Raw genomic sequence first — 15,441 nt, 5'->3', positions numbered from 1 at the left:
AGTAGGGTGAAGCAAGGAGAAGCGACTTATTCCCCTACTGCCCTACTGCCCTACTGCCCTACTGCCCTATTCCCCCAATTCCCGGCTTTCCAAACCGCGCTGTCGCCGCCAGCAGCACGCCGAGCATCAGCCCGTTGAATATGTGCCACAGGAAATGCGTGCCGAGCGGAAAGCCGCCGCAGACCAGCGGATCGATCATCCTGCAGATGACCGACACGACGAAGATCGCCGAACCCGCCAGATTGTACCAGCCGGCGCGATTGCCGCTGGCCGCCACCCAGGCGCCGAAGAAGGCGAGCGCCAGAAACGGAGGCAGATAGCCGGTCGTCCCGTTCGACGCCTGGCGCAGCCAGTCGGGCACGGCAAAGGTCACCAGCCCGGCAACGGCGTAAAAGGCGACGAAGATGGCGATCGCCCTGCCCCATTTCATGCCGAGAAAACGTCGCAGGTTGAACAGCGTGTAGGCCAGCGTGAACCCTGCAATGGGCAGCACGTCGGCCAGGATCATTGCCCTTGTGGCAAAGGTGTGGAACAGCGACGAGCCGACGCCGATCGCCACCACCCACCAGGCCAGCACTTCGGCGAAGGTGCCGGTGCCGCGCTTGCGCACCTGCCAGACACCCCATAGCCCGGCGGCAAAAAAAGCCAGATTGCTCAGCGCATTGAGCGGTTCGGCCCAGAATTCCGGCCCCATCCGTTCGCAATAGAGGTCGACCGGCGCCAGGAGAGATTGCCACATGCTGATTGCCGCCCGAATCGCTTCCATCGTGTAGTGCAAGTCCACCTATTGCGCCCTTGCCAGTGGTTGCAACGGCAAAATTTCACCGCAACGTGACTTCCCGTTGACTGCCCGTTCTGCCACATATTTCGACAACCAGAACAAAGCCGGCGTCACCGGCGGGATCGGAACGGCCATGCCATCTCGAAGACCATTGCGGCTTGCGGCCCTTGCGCTGGCCCTCTCGGCGTTGGCCGGCAGGGTCCTTGCCGAGCCAACCGACAAGCCATTAGGCGTCGTCGAGCTCTTCACCAGCCAGGGATGCAACTCCTGTCCGCCGGCCGACGAATTCTTCGCCGAGCTTGCCGCCAAGGAGGACATCGTCGCGCTCGCCTATCATGTCGATTATTGGGATTACCTCGGCTGGCAGGACACGCTGAGCCGCAAGGAAAATACCGAGCGGCAATACGAGTATATGCGCGCCTTCGGCAGTCGTTCCGTCTACACCCCGCAAGCCGTCATAAACGGCCGCAGCCATGTCAACGGCGCCAGCCGCAAGGAAGTCGACGGCGCGCTGGCCCGCATGGAGAGGGTCGGCGAAGGCATGCGCGTCGGCATCAAGGTCAGCCGGACCAGCGATCGCGTCATGATCGATGCCGGCGACGCCGTGACCGGCCCCACCGACGCGCATGTCGTCATCGTCTATTTCAACCCGCCACAGACGATAAAGATCGGCAAGGGCGAAAACAGCGGCCGCAGCATGACCTACTGGAACGCCGTCTCCACCATCCAGACCGCCGGCATGTGGCACGGCAAGGCGCAGCGCTACGAACTGCCGATGAGCGAGATCGCCAAGAAGGGTGGCTGCGCCGTGCTGCTGCAATCAGTTGGCAAGGACGGCATGCCCGGTCCGATCCTGGGTGCAGCCTTTATCCGCAAGCCTTGAACCGAAACGTCGCGCTGCCCCTCATCCGCCTGCCGGCACCTTCTACCCGGTATAGTGACGGGGAGAAGGGAAACTGGCCGCGGTATCGGCGTTCTTCGTGCAACGCTGGTGATTGGCAAAACCGCAGCCGTCTGCGTCTTTCTCCCCGTCGCTATACGGGGAGAAATGCCCGGCAGGGCAATGAGGGGCTGCGCAGACCGACGGTCATAACGCAATTAGGGCCCCTGCATGGCCATCTTAACGTGCCCCCCGCTTCGGAGGCGATCCCACCGGCCGGCCAATAAAAAACCGGCGTCAGCTTGCTTCTGACGCCGGTCATTTAGGTTTTGGGATCGTCGCACCCGATCTTTCCAAGGAAAAACCGAGGTTGGTTCGATCCGACGCAGACCCGTGGGCGGGGGGCTTGGGGTTTACGAGCCGGTGCCGGACCGAACCGTCTCAGGCAACACCGGTAAATTCGTCGGACATTGGGGCATGAGCACGGATAAAAAAAGGCAGGATTGTGGCGAAGCATCACCAATTCCAACAGGCGTTTCGCAAACGTGACTGGACGCTGGAGAAACCGCGCGGTGCTGGCCTTGCCCGGCCGGGCCTTGCAATTCGGCAACGAAAGCGCCAACTTTGGTCGGCGTACGATTCATTGCGAGGATCCAGGCATGACTGATCGCAGCAGCGGGACGGAGGATGGGGACGCATCCGCAATATTGATCCCGCTGCATGAGGCAAGACGCGAACGCCTCGACCAGCCGGTGCGGTTCGACCGGCGCGAACTGGACCAGATCCTCAGGCTCTACGGCCGTATGGTTGCCGCCAACGAGTGGCGCGACTATGCCATCGACCATCTCGCCGACCGCGCCGTTTTTTCCGTCTTCCGCCGCACCAGCGAAGTGCCGCTTTTCCAGATCGTCAAGGATCCGAAGCTGGCGCGCCGGCAAGGCGCGTTCGCCGTCATCGCCGCCGGCGGGCGCATCCTCAAGCGCGGCCAGGAGCTCGGCCGGGTGCTTGGCGTGTTCGACCGAACACTGAAGCTGGTCGAGGCGTAACCCTTTATTTTTACTGTTGGAACTTCCGCTCGGGCAGCGATTGCGGATCAGGCGGGATGGACGCCCCGCCATTGATCGGCAGCTGCATGAACACCGTGTCCAGCCAACGCCCGTGCTTGTAGCCGGAGCCTTCCAGGCGGCCGGAATGACGAAAGCCGAGCTTCTCGTGCAGCCGTACCGAGGCGCTGTCGGGCCGGCCGTCGCCGATCACCGCGATGATCTGGCGAAAACCCGCCACCTTGGCCGCCTCGATCAGCCCTTGCATCAAGAGCAGCCCGACGCCTTGCCCTTTGGCCTCGGGCGCGACATAGACGGAATCCTCAACGACGAAGCGGTAGGCCGGGCGTGGCCGGAACGCCCCGGCATAGGCATAGCCGAGCACGGCGCCGGTCTTTTCCGCAACGAGATAGGGAAAGCCACCCGCCATCAGGCTGTCGAAGCGCGCGCCCATCTCGGTGCGGCTTGGCGGTTCGAGTTCATAGCTCGCCGTGCCATTCGTTACCGCGTCGGCATAGATTTCCGTGATCCGGTCGAGATCGGCCGACGTCGCGGCCCGCAAGGTGATGCTGCTCATAATTTAGGCACGTCGTTCATCTGCCCTATATCACAGCAAAAGCCGGCACAAAAGAAAAGGGCGGCCATTGGGCCGCCCTTTCCAAACTCGCTGGTCCAGGAAAACCGTATTTAGCGACGGTCGCCCATGAACTGCAACAGGAACATAAACAGGTTGATGAAGTCGAGATAGAGCCTCAATGCGCCCATAATCGCCTTGCGGCCGGCGACATCAGTCTCGTCGCCCTCGAAGTACATCTCCTTGATGTTCTGCGTGTCGTAGGCGGTGAGGCCCGCGAAGATCAGCACGCCGATCGCCGAAACGGCGAAGGAAAGCGCCGACGACTGCAGGAAGATGTTGATCACCATCGCGATGATCAGGCCGACCAGGCCCATGACCAGGAACGACCCGAACGCCGAGAGATCGCGCTTGGTCGTGTAGCCGTAGAGCGACAGCCCGCCAAAGGCGGCGGCGGTGGCGAAGAAGGTCTGCGAGATACTGGCGGTGGTGTAGACCAGGAAGATCGACGACAGCGACAGGCCGACGAGGCCGGCGTAGACCCAGAACGTCGTCTGCGCGGCCGAAACGCTCATCGACTGGACTCGGAACGACAGGAACATCACCGCTGCCAGCGGGGCAAAGATCACCAGCCATTTCAGCGGCGAACCAAAGATCGCGTAGCCGAACGAGGTCAGCATCTCGCCGCTTGGCAACGTCGCGACGGCCGAGGCGGGATCGCTGGTGGTGGCCAGCATGATTGTGCCGACCGCGGCAAGGCCGGTGATGAGGAGGCCAAGCCCCATCAGATTGTAGACCTTGATCATGTAGGCCCGCAGGCCCTGGTCGATGGCAGCATCGACGCCGGCGCCGGGCACGGCGCGCGTCTGATAATTGCGAACGGGATCAGCCATGGAAATCCTCATATTGCTTCTGCCCCGTCCGGTGTCAGGTCCTTTGAACCCAGGCGCCGCTGGCGGGGCTCCAGCATGCCTGCGCCGAAATATGATGGTTCTTGGCGTAAAGGACAAGACCGTAACCAAGCGTAATGCTCCGTGAAGTGCCAGAGATACGGTTTTATTGGCCTTCCCGCCCGGAACATTACCGAGATTTAATCAAAAACGGCTCTGGCTCAAAGATTCCGCAGCACCGGCGCCGCCTTGTGGCCCAACACCCGCCACGTGCCGGCAAGGCCGATGCCGACCGTGACCACCAGCGAAAAGCCGATGGTCGCCACCGCCACTTCGGGCATGAAGTGCGATGGCAGCGTCATGATGCGCGCGACGACGAACCACGCCGCCACACCGCCCGCCGCCAGCGCGAAGATCGCAGTGGCAAGGCCGATCAGCATGTATTCCAGCGAAAACGCGGCGATCAGCGTTTTCCTGGTCGCACCCAGGGTCTTCAGCACCACCGCGTCGTGAATGCGAGCCCGGTTGCCGGCGGCGAGCGCCCCGGCCAGCACCAGCACCGAGGCGATCAACGCCACGCCCGCTGCTGCCCTGATTGCTGTGCCGAGCTGCGCCACCAGCCGGTTGACGATTTCGAGCGCGTCCTTGACCCTGACCGTCGTCACCGCGGGAAAGGCACGCGTGACGGCGTTGAGAAGATGCGCATCGTCGGCTGCCGACGCATTCGTCTCGGTCAGCGTCGCCAACCAGCCATGCGGCGCACCAGCGAATGTGTTGGGCGAGAACACCATGACGAAATTGATGCCCATGGTTTCCCATTCGACCTGGCGGAAATTGGCGATCTTGGCCGTGATGTTGCGGCCGAGCACGTTGACGGTGATGGTGTCGCCGAGCTTCAGCCCGATCTCTTTGCCTTCCTCGGCGGAAAACGAGACCAGCGGCTCGCCGGCATAGTTCTCCGGCCACCAGCTGCCCTCGGTCAGCGTCGCATTCTCCGGCAGCTTTGCGTCATAGGTCAGGCCGCGATCGCCGCGCAGTACCCAGGCGCCTTCGGCCGGAACCTTGACCTTGTCGACATCGACGCCGTTGAGCGCCATCACCCGGCCGCGCAGCATCGGCACCTTGATCAGCTTGCCTTGCGGTGCCTCTTTGCCGACCAGCGCGGAGAAGGCATCGACGTCACCGCTCTGGATATCGACGTAGAAGAAGTTCGGTGCCCTTTCCGGCAGGCTGCCCGAGATCTGCCGCCTCAGATTGCCGTCGATCAGCGCCAGCGTCACCAGCAGCGTCAGCCCGAGTCCCAACGACAGCACCACGGACGGCGTCAAGGCGCCAGGCCGATGGATGTTGCCGATGGCGAGCCTGAGCGCGGTCGAGCGCACGCGCGGGCCTTTCTTCGCCGCCCACTGCACCAGCGAGCCGACCACACGCAGCACCAGGAACGAAAAGATCGTGGCGCCAACGAAGATCGAGGCAATACGGCGGTCGCCGGAAAACAGGATCGCCAGTACCGCGAGCAGCAGCGCGATGCCCAATGCCGCGGCGATATAGAGCGGGCGGGGAAAACCGCGGCCCTCGAAACCCATTTCGCGAAACAGCGCCGTTGCCGGCACGTCGCGGGCGCGGCCGAGCGGCAGCAAGGCGAAAGCCAGCGTCACCAGCAGCCCGAACAGCGCTGCCATGCCGAGGGCGCGGGGATAGAACCCACCTTCCGCCGGCACTGGAATGACCGATTGGAGTGCCGCGCTGGCCGCGAACGGCATCAGCGCGCCAAGCACAAGGCCTAGCGTGATGCCGAGTGCTGCGATCATCAGGATCTGCACCAGATAGACGGCAAAGACGAACCCGCCCGAAGCCCCCAGGCTCTTGAAGGTGGCGATGACGCCGCGCTTGCCGTCGAGATAGGCACGCACGGCATTGGCCACGCCGACGCCGCCGACCACCAGCGCCGTCAACCCAACCAGCGTCAGGAATTGCGAAAACCGCTCGATATTCGAGGACAGCGCCGGCGCTGCGTTGCTGCGGGTGCGGATCGACCAGCCGGCCTGCGGGAACTGGTTTGCCGCCTGCTCCTGGATCGCCTTGATCTGTGCCTCAGTGGTGCCGCCGGGCAGGCGGACCTTATAGGCGTTCTCGACCAGGCTGCCCGGCTGGATCAGGCCGGAAGCGGCAAGCCCGTCGGTCGACACCATCAGCCGCGGCGCAAAACCGAAGCCATCCGACACTGCATCCGGCTCGTTGACCAGCCTGGCGCGCAGCTCGAATGTCGCGCTGCCGAGCTTTAGCCGGTCACCGATGCCAAGGTTCAGCCGCTCGAACAAGAGGTCCGGGGCGGCGGCGCCGAAGACGCCGGATTTTTCGCCGAACAGATCCTCTCGCGACAGCACCGGCTCGGTCTCCAGCGCACCATAGAGCGGATAGGCGCCGTCGACCGCCTTGGCCTCGACCAGCGCCTGGTCGGAGCCGTCCTCGAGCCTCGCCATCGAGCGCATATTGGCGCTGTGCGAAACCGTGCCAAGCCGGTCGAGGAAGCTGCGTTCGGCTCTGGTCGGATCGCGCTGGTTGAGCTGGAAGCGGAGATCACCGCCGAGCAGCGTCTGGCCCTGGTCGGCAACACCGGCGGAAATAGCCTGCGCCACCGAATTGACGCCGCCGATCGCAGCGACGCCGAGCGCGATGCAGGCAAGGAAGATCAGGAAGCCGGACAGCCCGCCACGCATTTCGCGCAGCGAAAACCGAAAGGCGAGCCTCAGCGTTTGCGCCAGCGGCATCATGCGGTCACCTTGCCAGCCCTGGTGGCCGGCTTAGGCGCGTCTTCGATCAGCCCCGACCGCATCGACACCTGGCGCGAGCAGCGCGCCGCGAGTACAGGGTCATGCGTGACCAGCACCAGCGTCATGCCGCGTTCGGCCGCCTTGGCAAACAGCAGGTCGGCGACGTGCCGCCCCGTTGCCTGGTCGAGATTGCCGGTCGGCTCGTCGGCGATCAGGATGCGCGGCGACGGCGCCAGCGCCCGGGCGATCGCCACGCGCTGCTGCTCGCCGCCAGACAATTCGCCGGGGTAATGGGTGACGCGATCGCTGAGACCGACCGCCGCCAGCTCGCGCGCCGCCACGCCGAATGGATCGACATGGCCGGCAAGCTCCAGCGGGACCGCAACGTTTTCCAGCGCCGTCATATTGGGGATGAGATGGAAAGACTGGAACACGATGCCGATGTTTCGTCCCCGAAACGATGCGATCTGATCTTCGCTTTTGCCGTTGAGCAGCTCGCCGGCAATTCGGACCGTGCCCGAATCGACCCTTTCAAGTCCGGCCAAAACCATCAGCAATGTCGACTTTCCCGAACCTGAAGGTCCAACGATGCCTGTCGCTTCGCCGCCCGCCACATCGAGGCTGACGCCCTTCAGCACATGGACCGAGGATGCACCTTCGCCGAGCGTCAGCGATACGTCTTTCAGCGAAATGACGGCTTCTTCCAAAATCAAATCGTCCTATATGGGGGATGAAGGCTAGTGCATCCGATGCTCGACAAAGACGAAAACCTGCCTTCGCCAACAGATGTTCCTGGTCATATGGGGCCTGCCGCATGGCTTTCAAACACACCTTTGCCGCAGCCTTCGCCCTTTTCCTCGCCATTTGCGGCGCCATTTCGTCGGCGCGCGCCGAACCGTTCACCATTGTCGGTTTCGGCGACAGCTTGATGGCGGGTTATGGCCTCGGGCCAGGTCAGGGCTTCACCGAGAAGCTGCAGGCGGCGCTGCGCGCCAAGGGCTACGATGTCACGGTCGCCAACGCCGGCGTCTCCGGCGATACGACGAGCGGCGGCCTGTCGCGGCTCGACTGGTCGGTGCCGGACGGCACGCAGCTGGTCATCCTGGAGCTCGGCGCCAATGACATGCTGCGCGGCGTTTCGCCCGCCATAGCGGAAAAGAACCTAGACGCCATGCTGGCAAAGCTGCAGCAGCGCAAGATCGCTGTGTTGCTGGCCGGAATGCGCGCGGCGCCCAATCTCGGCGCCGACTACCAGAACGCCTTCGACGCGACCTTTCCGCGATTGGCTGAAAAATATGGCGTGCCGCTCTATCCTTTCTTTCTCGAGGGCATCGCCGGTCAATCCGTCCTGCAACTCGAGGACGGCCTTCATCCAAACGCCCGAGGCGTCGACCGCATCGTCGAGGGTATCCTGCCCAGTGTGGAGAAGACCATTGAAGCGGTCCGGGGCAATTCCTGAAGGCGAGGGTTCGCCGTCGCAACACCTTCCGCAGGGGAAGCTTTTAGGCAGGCCTGCGACCAACAAACCCCTTGCCCCGTTTGGATATCGATGATTCGCTAGGGGCAAGAGTTCGATTCGAGGACAGGAGGCTTGCCATGCCGCGTCTTTTTACCGCCCTCGAGATACCGCGTGATGCCGCTCTTTCGCTGTCCCTGCTCAGGGGCGGCCTGCCCGGAGCCCGCTGGATCGACGTCGAAAACTATCATCTGACGCTGCGCTTCATCGGCGATGTCGAGGGCCATGTCGCCGACGAAATCGCCAATGCGCTTGACCGTGTTCACCGCCCGTCCTTCCCGCTGACGCTGTCCGGCGTCGGCGCCTTCGGCCAGAAGAAGCCGCATGCGGTGTGGGCCGGGGTCGCCGCTTCGCCCGATCTTTCCGCATTGCAGGCCGAGATCGAGCGCATCTGCCAGCGGCTCGGCATCCCGGCCGACCCGCGCAAGTTCATGCCGCATGTGACGCTGGCCCGCCTGCGCAATTCGAGCCCGCTCGATGTCGCCCAGTATCTGTCGGCGCGCGGCAATTTTTCGACGCTGCCGTTCCGGATCGGCCGCTTCGTGCTGATGTCGTCGCGCGATTCGGTCGGCGGCGGGCCTTACGTCGTCGAGGAGGCCTGGCCGCTTTCAGGTGCTGACAACCGCGTCGCCAGCCGTTTGGTCGGCGCCGCCGACGCTTCGCGGATCATGCGGTAGACGGACATGGCCAGGGAGAAACTAGCAAAAGAGGCGATCCGCGCCGAACTTGCCGGCCTCGACGGCTGGTCGCTGGCCAAGGATGGTGGCTCGATCACCCGCAGCTTCACCTTCAAGAATTTCTCCGAAGCCTTTGCCTTCATGACCCGCGTTGCCCTGGCCGCGGAGAAGATGGACCACCATCCCGACTGGTCGAACGTCTATAAGACGGTAAACGTGACCCTCAACACGCACGACGCCGGCGGCCTGACCGCGCTGGATTTCGATCTGGCCAGGAAAATGAACCGCTATTTCGGCGGCTGAGCCTATCTGCACCTTGCAGCGAGGTTCGGCTTTCACCACATTTTGCCTCGCGGTCACGCGTGAAGTCACGCGACGGCCGCAAGGAGAGGTTGATGGCGCAAAAATCCGGTTTTGATTTCTTCGGCCTCGGCAGCAAGCCGGGCAACGAGAGCGAAGTGCGCGAAAAGTTCTGGCGTACGGCGAAGAAGGCCGCCCGGCAGATCCCGTTCATGGAAGAGGTGGTCGCCGCCTATTACTGTGCCATGGACAAGAAGACGCCGCTTCGCGCCAAGGGCACCTTGCTTGCTGCGCTCGGCTATTTCGTGCTGCCGACAGACGTCATCCCCGATTTCATCCTTGGGCTAGGCTTCACCGACGACATCGCCGTGCTGACCGCCGCGATTACCGCCGTCAGCGCCCACATCACGCCGGCGCACCGGCTCGCCGCCAGGCAGGCCATCGCCAACAAGAGCTGAGCCGGTGCGGCGCAAAAAATCGCGTGAGAACCGACTTTCCGGCCGTCAAACCCACCGCCGCACCCGCGCCTTGTAGGCGCGATAGGCATCTCCGAACTTCCGCTCGAGATAGCGCTCTTCCGGCGCAATAACGCCGGTATTGATCACCCACAGCAGGGGGACGACGAGCGCAATAGCCCAAAGACTTCCGGCCGCGACGCCGAGGCCCAGATAGACGAGGGTCGTTCCCAGATAGAACGGATTCCTGGTCCGCCGATAGATGCCGTCGACGACCAGCGCCGTCGTCGGCAAGGTCGGTGGTATGTTGGTGCCAGCGGCCTGAAAGCGGCCCGCCGCCATAAAGATGAACACGAAGCCGCACACCGCGAGCACAGCACCAGCCAGATAGCGGGCGAGCGCCTGCCCGGCCATGACCGGGAGCGGAACGAGCACCTCGAGCACGGTTGCCGCCACCAGGAAACCGAGAAAGATCAAAGGCGGCAGCGCAATGACCCCGGGCACGTCGGGCGCGCCCGATCCGCCCGCCGTCTCCCCGGCATCCGACCGGCGCACCGCGCCACCGGCCGCCCGCCGCATGGCGACACGAATGCCGAACACAATCGCCAGGACGGCTGTGCCGCCCGCGAGGATCAGGACTGTCTCGGAAATGGCCATGGCCAAATCTCCCGTAAGCCGCCAGGGAGGGCACCCTGGCCGAGCGCCGTGGCGGCGAACGCAGACATGGTACCGCCTGCAGGGAAATTCGTCACGTACCTCAGAAAAGCGGAATCGCCGCAAGACCTAGCTGCTTGAAAAGTCAAACTCTTGCCGTTTTCGTGGCCTCCAAGTCGCGGCAGGGACATTGCGACAGCTGCTTTTTCGAGCGGCAGCGCGAAGACGGCGGCGGTTTCCTGGCGTGAACATCCTTTTCTCAGGGGAAATTCACCGTTTGGTAACCCAGATTAAATCAAAATGAAGCGACGGGCGGGACGCCGAGCCGGCCTGCCGCCGCACCAGTGGAATACGGGAAAAGCGATGCGCGGATTGATTGCTATAGTTTCCAGCCTGGCCCTGGTGGCCCTGACAGCGCCCGCGCTGGCGCAGTCGGCAACCAAGATCGGCCAGCATAATGCCTGGGGCACCTACAGCTATCAGGCGTCGGGCGGCGGCAAGGTCTGCTATGTCCTGACGGTGCCAACCGACAAGCAGCCGCCGACGCTCGATCACGGCGACATGTTCTTCTTCGTCAGCCAGCGGCCGGGGCAGCAGGTGTCCTACGAGCCGCAATTCATCGCCGGCTATACCTTCCAGGAAGGTTCCAAGGCCACCGTCACCATCGACAAGAAGTCTTTTTCGATGTTCACGCGCGGCAAGTCGGCCTGGGTCGAGAACGCCGCCGAGGAGCCGGTGCTGATCGCCGCGATGAAGACCGGCACCGACATGAAGGTGTCGGCCAAGTCCGGCCGCGGCAACACCACCACCTACGTCTTCTCGCTGAAGGGCATCTCGGCGGCGCTGGCCTCGATCGCCAAGTGCAAGTAAAGTCCTCGTCCGTGACGTTCACCACCTAACACAGCGACGTAAAGAACCAGCGTTCGTGCGGTCTTTCCTTCTCCCCTTGTGGGAGAAGGTGGATTGGCGCGCAGCGCCAAGACGGTTGAGGGGTGCAGGTGATGCCAAGCTGGAACACCCCTCATCCGACCGAGCTACGCTCGGCCACCTTCTCCCACAAGGGGAGAAGGGAAGACCACCGGCATGACTCCGCCATCAAGCTGTGCTATGCGCCGCGCTTCATTTCGGGCACGATGCTGTATTCGGCCGCAAATCGCTTATATTGGCGCAACAATGACCCTTTCATTCGATCTTACCGCCGAAGGCGCGCGTGACGCGTTGCGCACCCGCACGACGCCTGAAAAACCGTCGCTGATCGGCTTGACGCGAGCCGAACTTGGGGCCGCCCTTGTCGCTGCCGGCATCGTGCCGGAGCGCCAGGCGAAAATGCGCGCCCAACAGCTCTGGCATTGGATCTATGTGCGTGGCGTTTCCGACTTTGCCGGCATGTTCAACATTTCCAAGGATCTGCGCGCCGCGCTTGACAGGCATTTCACCGTTGCCAGGCCCGAGATCGTCGAGGAGCAGATTTCCACCGACGGCACGCGCAAATGGCTGTTCCGCTTTCCGCCGCGCGGCGCTGGCCGGCCGGTCGAGATCGAGACCGTCTACATTCCCGAAGAGGGCCGCGGCACGCTCTGCATCTCCTCGCAGGTCGGCTGCACCCTGACCTGCTCCTTCTGCCACACCGGCACACAAAAGCTGGTGCGCAACCTGACCGCCGAGGAAATCCTCGCCCAGCTTTTGACTGCCCGCGACCGGCTCGGCGATTTCCCCGACCGCGACACGCCCGACGGCGCCATCGTGCCGGCCGAGGGCAGGAAAGTGTCCAACGTCGTGATGATGGGCATGGGTGAGCCGCTCTACAATTTCGAGGCGGTGAAGAAGGCGCTGCTGATTGCATCCGACGGCGACGGGCTTTCCCTGTCGAAGAGGCGCATCACGCTGTCGACCTCCGGCGTCGTGCCGGAGATCTTCCGCACCGGCGAAGAGATCGGCGTCATGCTGGCGATCTCACTGCACGCCACCAATGACGATCTGCGCGACCTTTTGGTGCCGATCAACAAGAAGTATCCGCTCAACGAACTGATCGCTGCCTGCCGTGCCTATCCCGGCCTGTCCAACGCCAAGCGGATCACCTTCGAATATGTGATGCTGAAGGACGTCAATGATTCGATCGAGGACGCCAAGGCGCTGATCAAGCTGCTCAAAGGCATTCCGGCCAAGATCAATCTGATCCCGTTCAATCCGTGGCCTGGTACCAACTATCAATGCTCGGACTGGGAGACGATCGAGAAATTCGCCGACTACATCAACAATGCCGGCTATGCCTCGCCGATCCGCACGCCACGCGGCCGCGACATCCTCGCCGCCTGCGGCCAGCTCAAGTCGGACTCCGAGCGCATGCGCAAGGTCGACCGGCTGGCGCTGGAAGCGATGATGATCGCGGGGCATGGCGAGGCGTGAACCGCCTCGTCGCCTATCTGATCCGCTTCGCCGTCATCCTTGTCGGCTACGGCGTTGCATCGCTGGCTGCCAGCGCCTTCCTCAACATCATGTTCCTGGCGTCTCTGGGGCTGATGACGGACGAGACACAGCCGGTAGCGCAGGCCTCGCTGTGGTTTTCCGTCCCCTTTGTCGCACTGTTCGTCGCCTATTTCGCCTTCATGCCGGCGGCCGTCGCCATCCTCGTCTCCGAGATTCTCGGCCGGCGCGACTGGCTGTTCTATGCGCTGGCGGGCGCAGCGGTGGCGGCGGTCTTCCTCGGCTTCGTGCGCCAGACAAAAGATGCCAATTTCGAGATCACCAACACCAGCGTCATGCTGGCGGTGATCGGCTGCGGTATGGTCGGCGGTATTTTCTACTGGCTGAGCGCCGGGCGCTCGGCCGGAAGCTGGCGTCGGATCGGACGCCCTATTTCGCCTGGGCCGTCAGGATCTTGAGCGCGAAGGCCGAAAAAACTCCGGCAAACAGATAGTCGACGACGCGGGTCACACGCGGGCTGGATTTCATCGCGGCCGAGAATTTTTCCGCCGCCAACACCATCGGCGCCGTCACCGGGATCGCCAGCACGACGAACATCGCGCCGAGGAAGAACAGCTTTCCCGGCGCGTCGGGATCATGCGCGGAGACGAATTGCGGCAGGAAGGTCATGAAGAACAGGATGATCTTCGGGTTGAGCAGATTGACCCCGAGCCCCGCCGCCCAGCTGCGGAACAGCGAGATCTGCGGCCCGCTCTTCTTCTCCGGTGAAAACGCCGACCCTTTTGTGATCGCCTGCCATGCCAGGAAGACCAGATAGCCGGCGCCGAAAATCTTCAGCACGAAGAACGCCATCGGCGAGGCGACGATCAGCGCCGAGACGCCGACCACCACCAGCGTGGTGTGGATCAGCGTGCCGCACAAGGCGCCGGCCATCGAGGCAAAGCCGGTGGCACGGCCCTGGCTCAGCGTGCGCGACACGAACAGCGTCATGTCAGGCCCGGGCGTGATCGCCAGGATGAAGGTGGCGATGGAGAACTGGATAAGCGTCGTACTGTCGGGGATGAAGGACATGGCTCGTCTCGTAGCGGCAAAAGACGGCGCAGCCATACCGCAAGAGCCGTGTCCTCGCCAGCCTCTTGGAGATGAAGCATCTGGTCCAGGCATCGTTCGTCCCTTGCGCTGGCCTAAAACGCCGTGATACCTCGCCCGCGAAGAACCCCTGTCGCGGAACTGCCCACCATGTCGAAAGCAAAAGCCGTCAAGAAAGTCGTGCTCGCCTATTCCGGCGGCCTTGACACCTCGATCATCCTGAAATGGCTGCAGACCGAGCTCGGCGCCGAGGTCGTCACCTTCACCGCCGATCTCGGCCAGGGTGGCGAACTGGAGCCGGCCAGGCGCAAGGCCGAGATGATGGGCATCAAGGATATCCGCATCGTCGATGTCCGCGAGGAGTTCGTATCCGATTTCGTCTTCCCGATGTTCCGCGCCAACGCCGTCTATGAAGGCACCTATCTGCTCGGCACCTCGATCGCCCGGCCGCTGATTTCGAAACATCTCGTCGAGATCGCAAAAGAGACCGGCGCCGACGCGATCGCGCATGGCGCCACCGGCAAGGGTAACGATCAGGTGCGTTTCGAGCTTTCCGCCTATGCGCTGAACCCCGACATCAAGGTCATCGCGCCCTGGCGCGACTGGTCGTTCAAGTCGCGCACCGATCTCATCAACTTCGCCGAGCAGCACCAGATCCCGGTGCCGAAGGACAAGAAGGGCGATGCGCCTTTCTCGGTCGACGCTAACCTGCTGCATTCGTCGTCCGAGGGCAAGGTGCTGGAAGACCCGTGGAGCGAGCCGCCGGAATTCGTCCACCAGCGCACCATCTCGCCGATGGATGCGCCGGATGAGGTCACCGAGATCGAGATCGAATTCCTCAAGGGCGACCCGGTTGCGCTCAACGGCAAGAAGCTGTCGCCGGCAACGATGCTGGCGGCGCTGAACGATCTCGGCCGCGACAACGGCATCGGCAGGCTCGACCTGGTCGAGAACCGTTTCGTCGGCATGAAATCGCGCGGCGTCTACGAGACCCCCGGCGGCACCATCCTGATCGCCGCCCATCGGGCGATCGAATCGATCACGCTCGACCGCGGTGCGGCCCACCTCAAGGACGAGTTCATGCCGCGCTATGCCGAGCTGATCTACAACGGCTTCTGGTTCGCGCCCGAGCGCCTGATGCTGCAGGCAATGATCGACAAGAGCCAGGAAGACGTCGAAGGCACCGTGCGGCTGAAGCTCTACAAGGGCAACGTCATGGTCACCGGCCGCAAGTCGAGGAAGACGCTCTATTCCGACGCGCTGGTCACCTTCGAGGACGACCGCGGCGCCTACGACCAGAAGGATGCCGAAGGCTTCATCCGCCTCAACGCGCTCAGGCTGAGGACACTGGCGGCGCGTAACCGCCAGCGCTGACATCCGAACA

The 15,441-nt window shown here is 63.2% G+C and carries 17 protein-coding genes; 10 read left to right on the top strand and 7 right to left on the bottom strand.

The window, feature by feature from the left end; genetic code table 11:
* Nucleotides 1-58: 58 nt before the first annotated feature.
* Nucleotides 59-739 carry a ceramidase domain-containing protein gene (locus NKI16_RS15895; protein ID WP_352570026.1) on the bottom strand — a complete coding sequence of 227 codons (681 nt, stop codon included), beginning with the start codon at nucleotides 737-739 and terminating at the stop codon, nucleotides 59-61.
* A gap of 175 nt (nucleotides 740-914) precedes the next feature.
* Here NKI16_RS15895 and NKI16_RS15890 point away from each other — a divergent pair, with 175 nt between their 5' ends.
* The gene (locus NKI16_RS15890) at nucleotides 915-1,664 is read left to right on the top strand and encodes a DUF1223 domain-containing protein (protein ID WP_352570028.1); all 750 of its coding nucleotides are present in this window, start codon (nucleotides 915-917) and stop codon (nucleotides 1,662-1,664) included.
* Between the two features lie 656 nt (nucleotides 1,665-2,320).
* Nucleotides 2,321-2,707 carry a DUF2794 domain-containing protein gene (locus NKI16_RS15885; RefSeq protein WP_031212724.1) on the top strand — a complete coding sequence of 129 codons (387 nt, stop codon included), beginning with the start codon at nucleotides 2,321-2,323 and terminating at the stop codon, nucleotides 2,705-2,707.
* A 10-nt stretch (nucleotides 2,708-2,717) separates the two neighbouring features.
* On the opposite strand, the gene NKI16_RS15880 is transcribed toward NKI16_RS15885, so the two are convergent.
* The 4 genes from NKI16_RS15880 to NKI16_RS15865 all read right to left on the bottom strand — a co-directional run bounded on the left by NKI16_RS15880 (nucleotide 2,718) and on the right by NKI16_RS15865 (nucleotide 7,649).
* A complete protein-coding gene (locus NKI16_RS15880; RefSeq protein ID WP_352570029.1) occupies nucleotides 2,718-3,281 on the bottom strand; it encodes a GNAT family N-acetyltransferase in 564 nt (187 codons plus the stop codon).
* Nucleotides 3,282-3,391: 110 nt separating this feature from the next.
* Nucleotides 3,392-4,171: a Bax inhibitor-1/YccA family protein gene (locus NKI16_RS15875; RefSeq protein WP_254817871.1), complete on the bottom strand. Its 780-nt coding sequence runs from the start codon at nucleotides 4,169-4,171 to the stop codon at nucleotides 3,392-3,394.
* 218 nt (nucleotides 4,172-4,389) lie between these two features.
* Nucleotides 4,390-6,939: an ABC transporter permease gene (locus tag NKI16_RS15870; RefSeq protein ID WP_352782325.1), complete on the bottom strand. Its 2,550-nt coding sequence runs from the start codon at nucleotides 6,937-6,939 to the stop codon at nucleotides 4,390-4,392.
* Nucleotides 6,939-7,649 (bottom strand): ABC transporter ATP-binding protein, encoded by a 711-nt coding sequence (locus NKI16_RS15865; RefSeq protein WP_352456355.1) that lies wholly within the window; start codon nucleotides 7,647-7,649, stop codon nucleotides 6,939-6,941. Before NKI16_RS15865 ends, NKI16_RS15870 begins: the two co-directional genes overlap by 1 nt.
* A 107-nt stretch (nucleotides 7,650-7,756) precedes the next feature.
* Here NKI16_RS15865 and NKI16_RS15860 point away from each other — a divergent pair, with 107 nt between their 5' ends.
* The 4 genes from NKI16_RS15860 to NKI16_RS15845 all read left to right on the top strand — a co-directional run bounded on the left by NKI16_RS15860 (nucleotide 7,757) and on the right by NKI16_RS15845 (nucleotide 9,893).
* The gene (locus NKI16_RS15860) at nucleotides 7,757-8,401 is read left to right on the top strand and encodes an arylesterase (protein WP_352593769.1); all 645 of its coding nucleotides are present in this window, start codon (nucleotides 7,757-7,759) and stop codon (nucleotides 8,399-8,401) included.
* 137 nt (nucleotides 8,402-8,538) lie between these two features.
* Nucleotides 8,539-9,135 (top strand): RNA 2',3'-cyclic phosphodiesterase, encoded by a 597-nt coding sequence (gene thpR, locus NKI16_RS15855; RefSeq protein WP_352456356.1) that lies wholly within the window; start codon nucleotides 8,539-8,541, stop codon nucleotides 9,133-9,135.
* A 6-nt stretch (nucleotides 9,136-9,141) separates the two neighbouring features.
* The gene (locus tag NKI16_RS15850; RefSeq protein WP_023679826.1) at nucleotides 9,142-9,438 is read left to right on the top strand and encodes a 4a-hydroxytetrahydrobiopterin dehydratase; all 297 of its coding nucleotides are present in this window, start codon (nucleotides 9,142-9,144) and stop codon (nucleotides 9,436-9,438) included.
* Nucleotides 9,439-9,530: 92 nt separating this feature from the next.
* The gene (locus NKI16_RS15845) at nucleotides 9,531-9,893 is read left to right on the top strand and encodes a YkvA family protein (protein WP_352782324.1); all 363 of its coding nucleotides are present in this window, start codon (nucleotides 9,531-9,533) and stop codon (nucleotides 9,891-9,893) included.
* A 45-nt stretch (nucleotides 9,894-9,938) separates the two neighbouring features.
* Here the strand turns inward: NKI16_RS15845 and NKI16_RS15840 are convergent, their stop codons facing one another.
* A complete protein-coding gene (locus tag NKI16_RS15840; RefSeq protein WP_352840091.1) occupies nucleotides 9,939-10,547 on the bottom strand; it encodes a methyltransferase family protein in 609 nt (202 codons plus the stop codon).
* Nucleotides 10,548-10,907: 360 nt separating this feature from the next.
* Between NKI16_RS15840 and NKI16_RS15835 the strand changes: the two genes are divergently transcribed.
* From NKI16_RS15835 to NKI16_RS15825, 3 genes are all read left to right on the top strand, one after another.
* A complete protein-coding gene (locus NKI16_RS15835; RefSeq protein ID WP_023721899.1) occupies nucleotides 10,908-11,414 on the top strand; it encodes an invasion associated locus B family protein in 507 nt (168 codons plus the stop codon).
* Between the two features lie 303 nt (nucleotides 11,415-11,717).
* Nucleotides 11,718-12,950 carry a dual-specificity RNA methyltransferase RlmN gene (gene rlmN / locus NKI16_RS15830; RefSeq protein WP_352782321.1) on the top strand — a complete coding sequence of 411 codons (1,233 nt, stop codon included), beginning with the start codon at nucleotides 11,718-11,720 and terminating at the stop codon, nucleotides 12,948-12,950.
* The gene (locus NKI16_RS15825) at nucleotides 12,947-13,426 is read left to right on the top strand and encodes a hypothetical protein (protein WP_352708534.1); all 480 of its coding nucleotides are present in this window, start codon (nucleotides 12,947-12,949) and stop codon (nucleotides 13,424-13,426) included. The genes rlmN and NKI16_RS15825 overlap by 4 nt, the downstream gene beginning before the upstream one ends.
* Here NKI16_RS15825 and NKI16_RS15820 read toward each other — a convergent pair.
* A complete protein-coding gene (locus tag NKI16_RS15820) occupies nucleotides 13,398-14,039 on the bottom strand; it encodes a LysE family translocator (RefSeq protein ID WP_023679833.1) in 642 nt (213 codons plus the stop codon). The genes NKI16_RS15825 and NKI16_RS15820 overlap by 29 nt on opposite strands.
* Nucleotides 14,040-14,207: 168 nt before the next feature.
* Between NKI16_RS15820 and NKI16_RS15815 the strand changes: the two genes are divergently transcribed.
* Entirely contained in the window at nucleotides 14,208-15,431 is a 1,224-nt protein-coding gene (locus NKI16_RS15815; RefSeq protein WP_352615496.1) for an argininosuccinate synthase, read from the top strand.
* The last annotated feature ends 10 nt before the right edge of the window (nucleotides 15,432-15,441 follow it).

The sequence above is a fragment of the Mesorhizobium sp. M0698 genome (assembly GCF_040320455.1).
GTDB lineage: Bacteria > Pseudomonadota > Alphaproteobacteria > Rhizobiales > Rhizobiaceae > Mesorhizobium.
This window is presented reverse-complemented; position numbering and strand designations above follow the sequence as displayed.

Bases quoted from the DNA above. Each gene is read 5' to 3' on its own strand.
- NKI16_RS15895 (WP_352570026.1), bottom strand. From the start codon at position 739: ATGTGGCAATCTCTCCTGGCGCCGGTCGACCTCTATTGCGAACGGATG.
- NKI16_RS15890 (WP_352570028.1), top strand. From the start codon at position 915: ATGCCATCTCGAAGACCATTGCGGCTTGCGGCCCTTGCGCTGGCCCTC.
- NKI16_RS15885 (WP_031212724.1), top strand. From the start codon at position 2,321: ATGACTGATCGCAGCAGCGGGACGGAGGATGGGGACGCATCCGCAATA.
- NKI16_RS15880 (WP_352570029.1), bottom strand. From the start codon at position 3,281: ATGAGCAGCATCACCTTGCGGGCCGCGACGTCGGCCGATCTCGACCGG.
- NKI16_RS15875 (WP_254817871.1), bottom strand. From the start codon at position 4,171: ATGGCTGATCCCGTTCGCAATTATCAGACGCGCGCCGTGCCCGGCGCC.
- NKI16_RS15870 (WP_352782325.1), bottom strand. From the start codon at position 6,939: ATGCCGCTGGCGCAAACGCTGAGGCTCGCCTTTCGGTTTTCGCTGCGC.
- NKI16_RS15860 (WP_352593769.1), top strand. From the start codon at position 7,757: ATGGCTTTCAAACACACCTTTGCCGCAGCCTTCGCCCTTTTCCTCGCC.
- thpR (WP_352456356.1), top strand. From the start codon at position 8,539: ATGCCGCGTCTTTTTACCGCCCTCGAGATACCGCGTGATGCCGCTCTT.
- NKI16_RS15850 (WP_023679826.1), top strand. From the start codon at position 9,142: ATGGCCAGGGAGAAACTAGCAAAAGAGGCGATCCGCGCCGAACTTGCC.
- NKI16_RS15845 (WP_352782324.1), top strand. From the start codon at position 9,531: ATGGCGCAAAAATCCGGTTTTGATTTCTTCGGCCTCGGCAGCAAGCCG.
- NKI16_RS15840 (WP_352840091.1), bottom strand. From the start codon at position 10,547: ATGGCCATTTCCGAGACAGTCCTGATCCTCGCGGGCGGCACAGCCGTC.
- NKI16_RS15835 (WP_023721899.1), top strand. From the start codon at position 10,908: ATGCGCGGATTGATTGCTATAGTTTCCAGCCTGGCCCTGGTGGCCCTG.
- rlmN (WP_352782321.1), top strand. From the start codon at position 11,718: ATGACCCTTTCATTCGATCTTACCGCCGAAGGCGCGCGTGACGCGTTG.
- NKI16_RS15820 (WP_023679833.1), bottom strand. From the start codon at position 14,039: ATGTCCTTCATCCCCGACAGTACGACGCTTATCCAGTTCTCCATCGCC.
- NKI16_RS15815 (WP_352615496.1), top strand. From the start codon at position 14,208: ATGTCGAAAGCAAAAGCCGTCAAGAAAGTCGTGCTCGCCTATTCCGGC.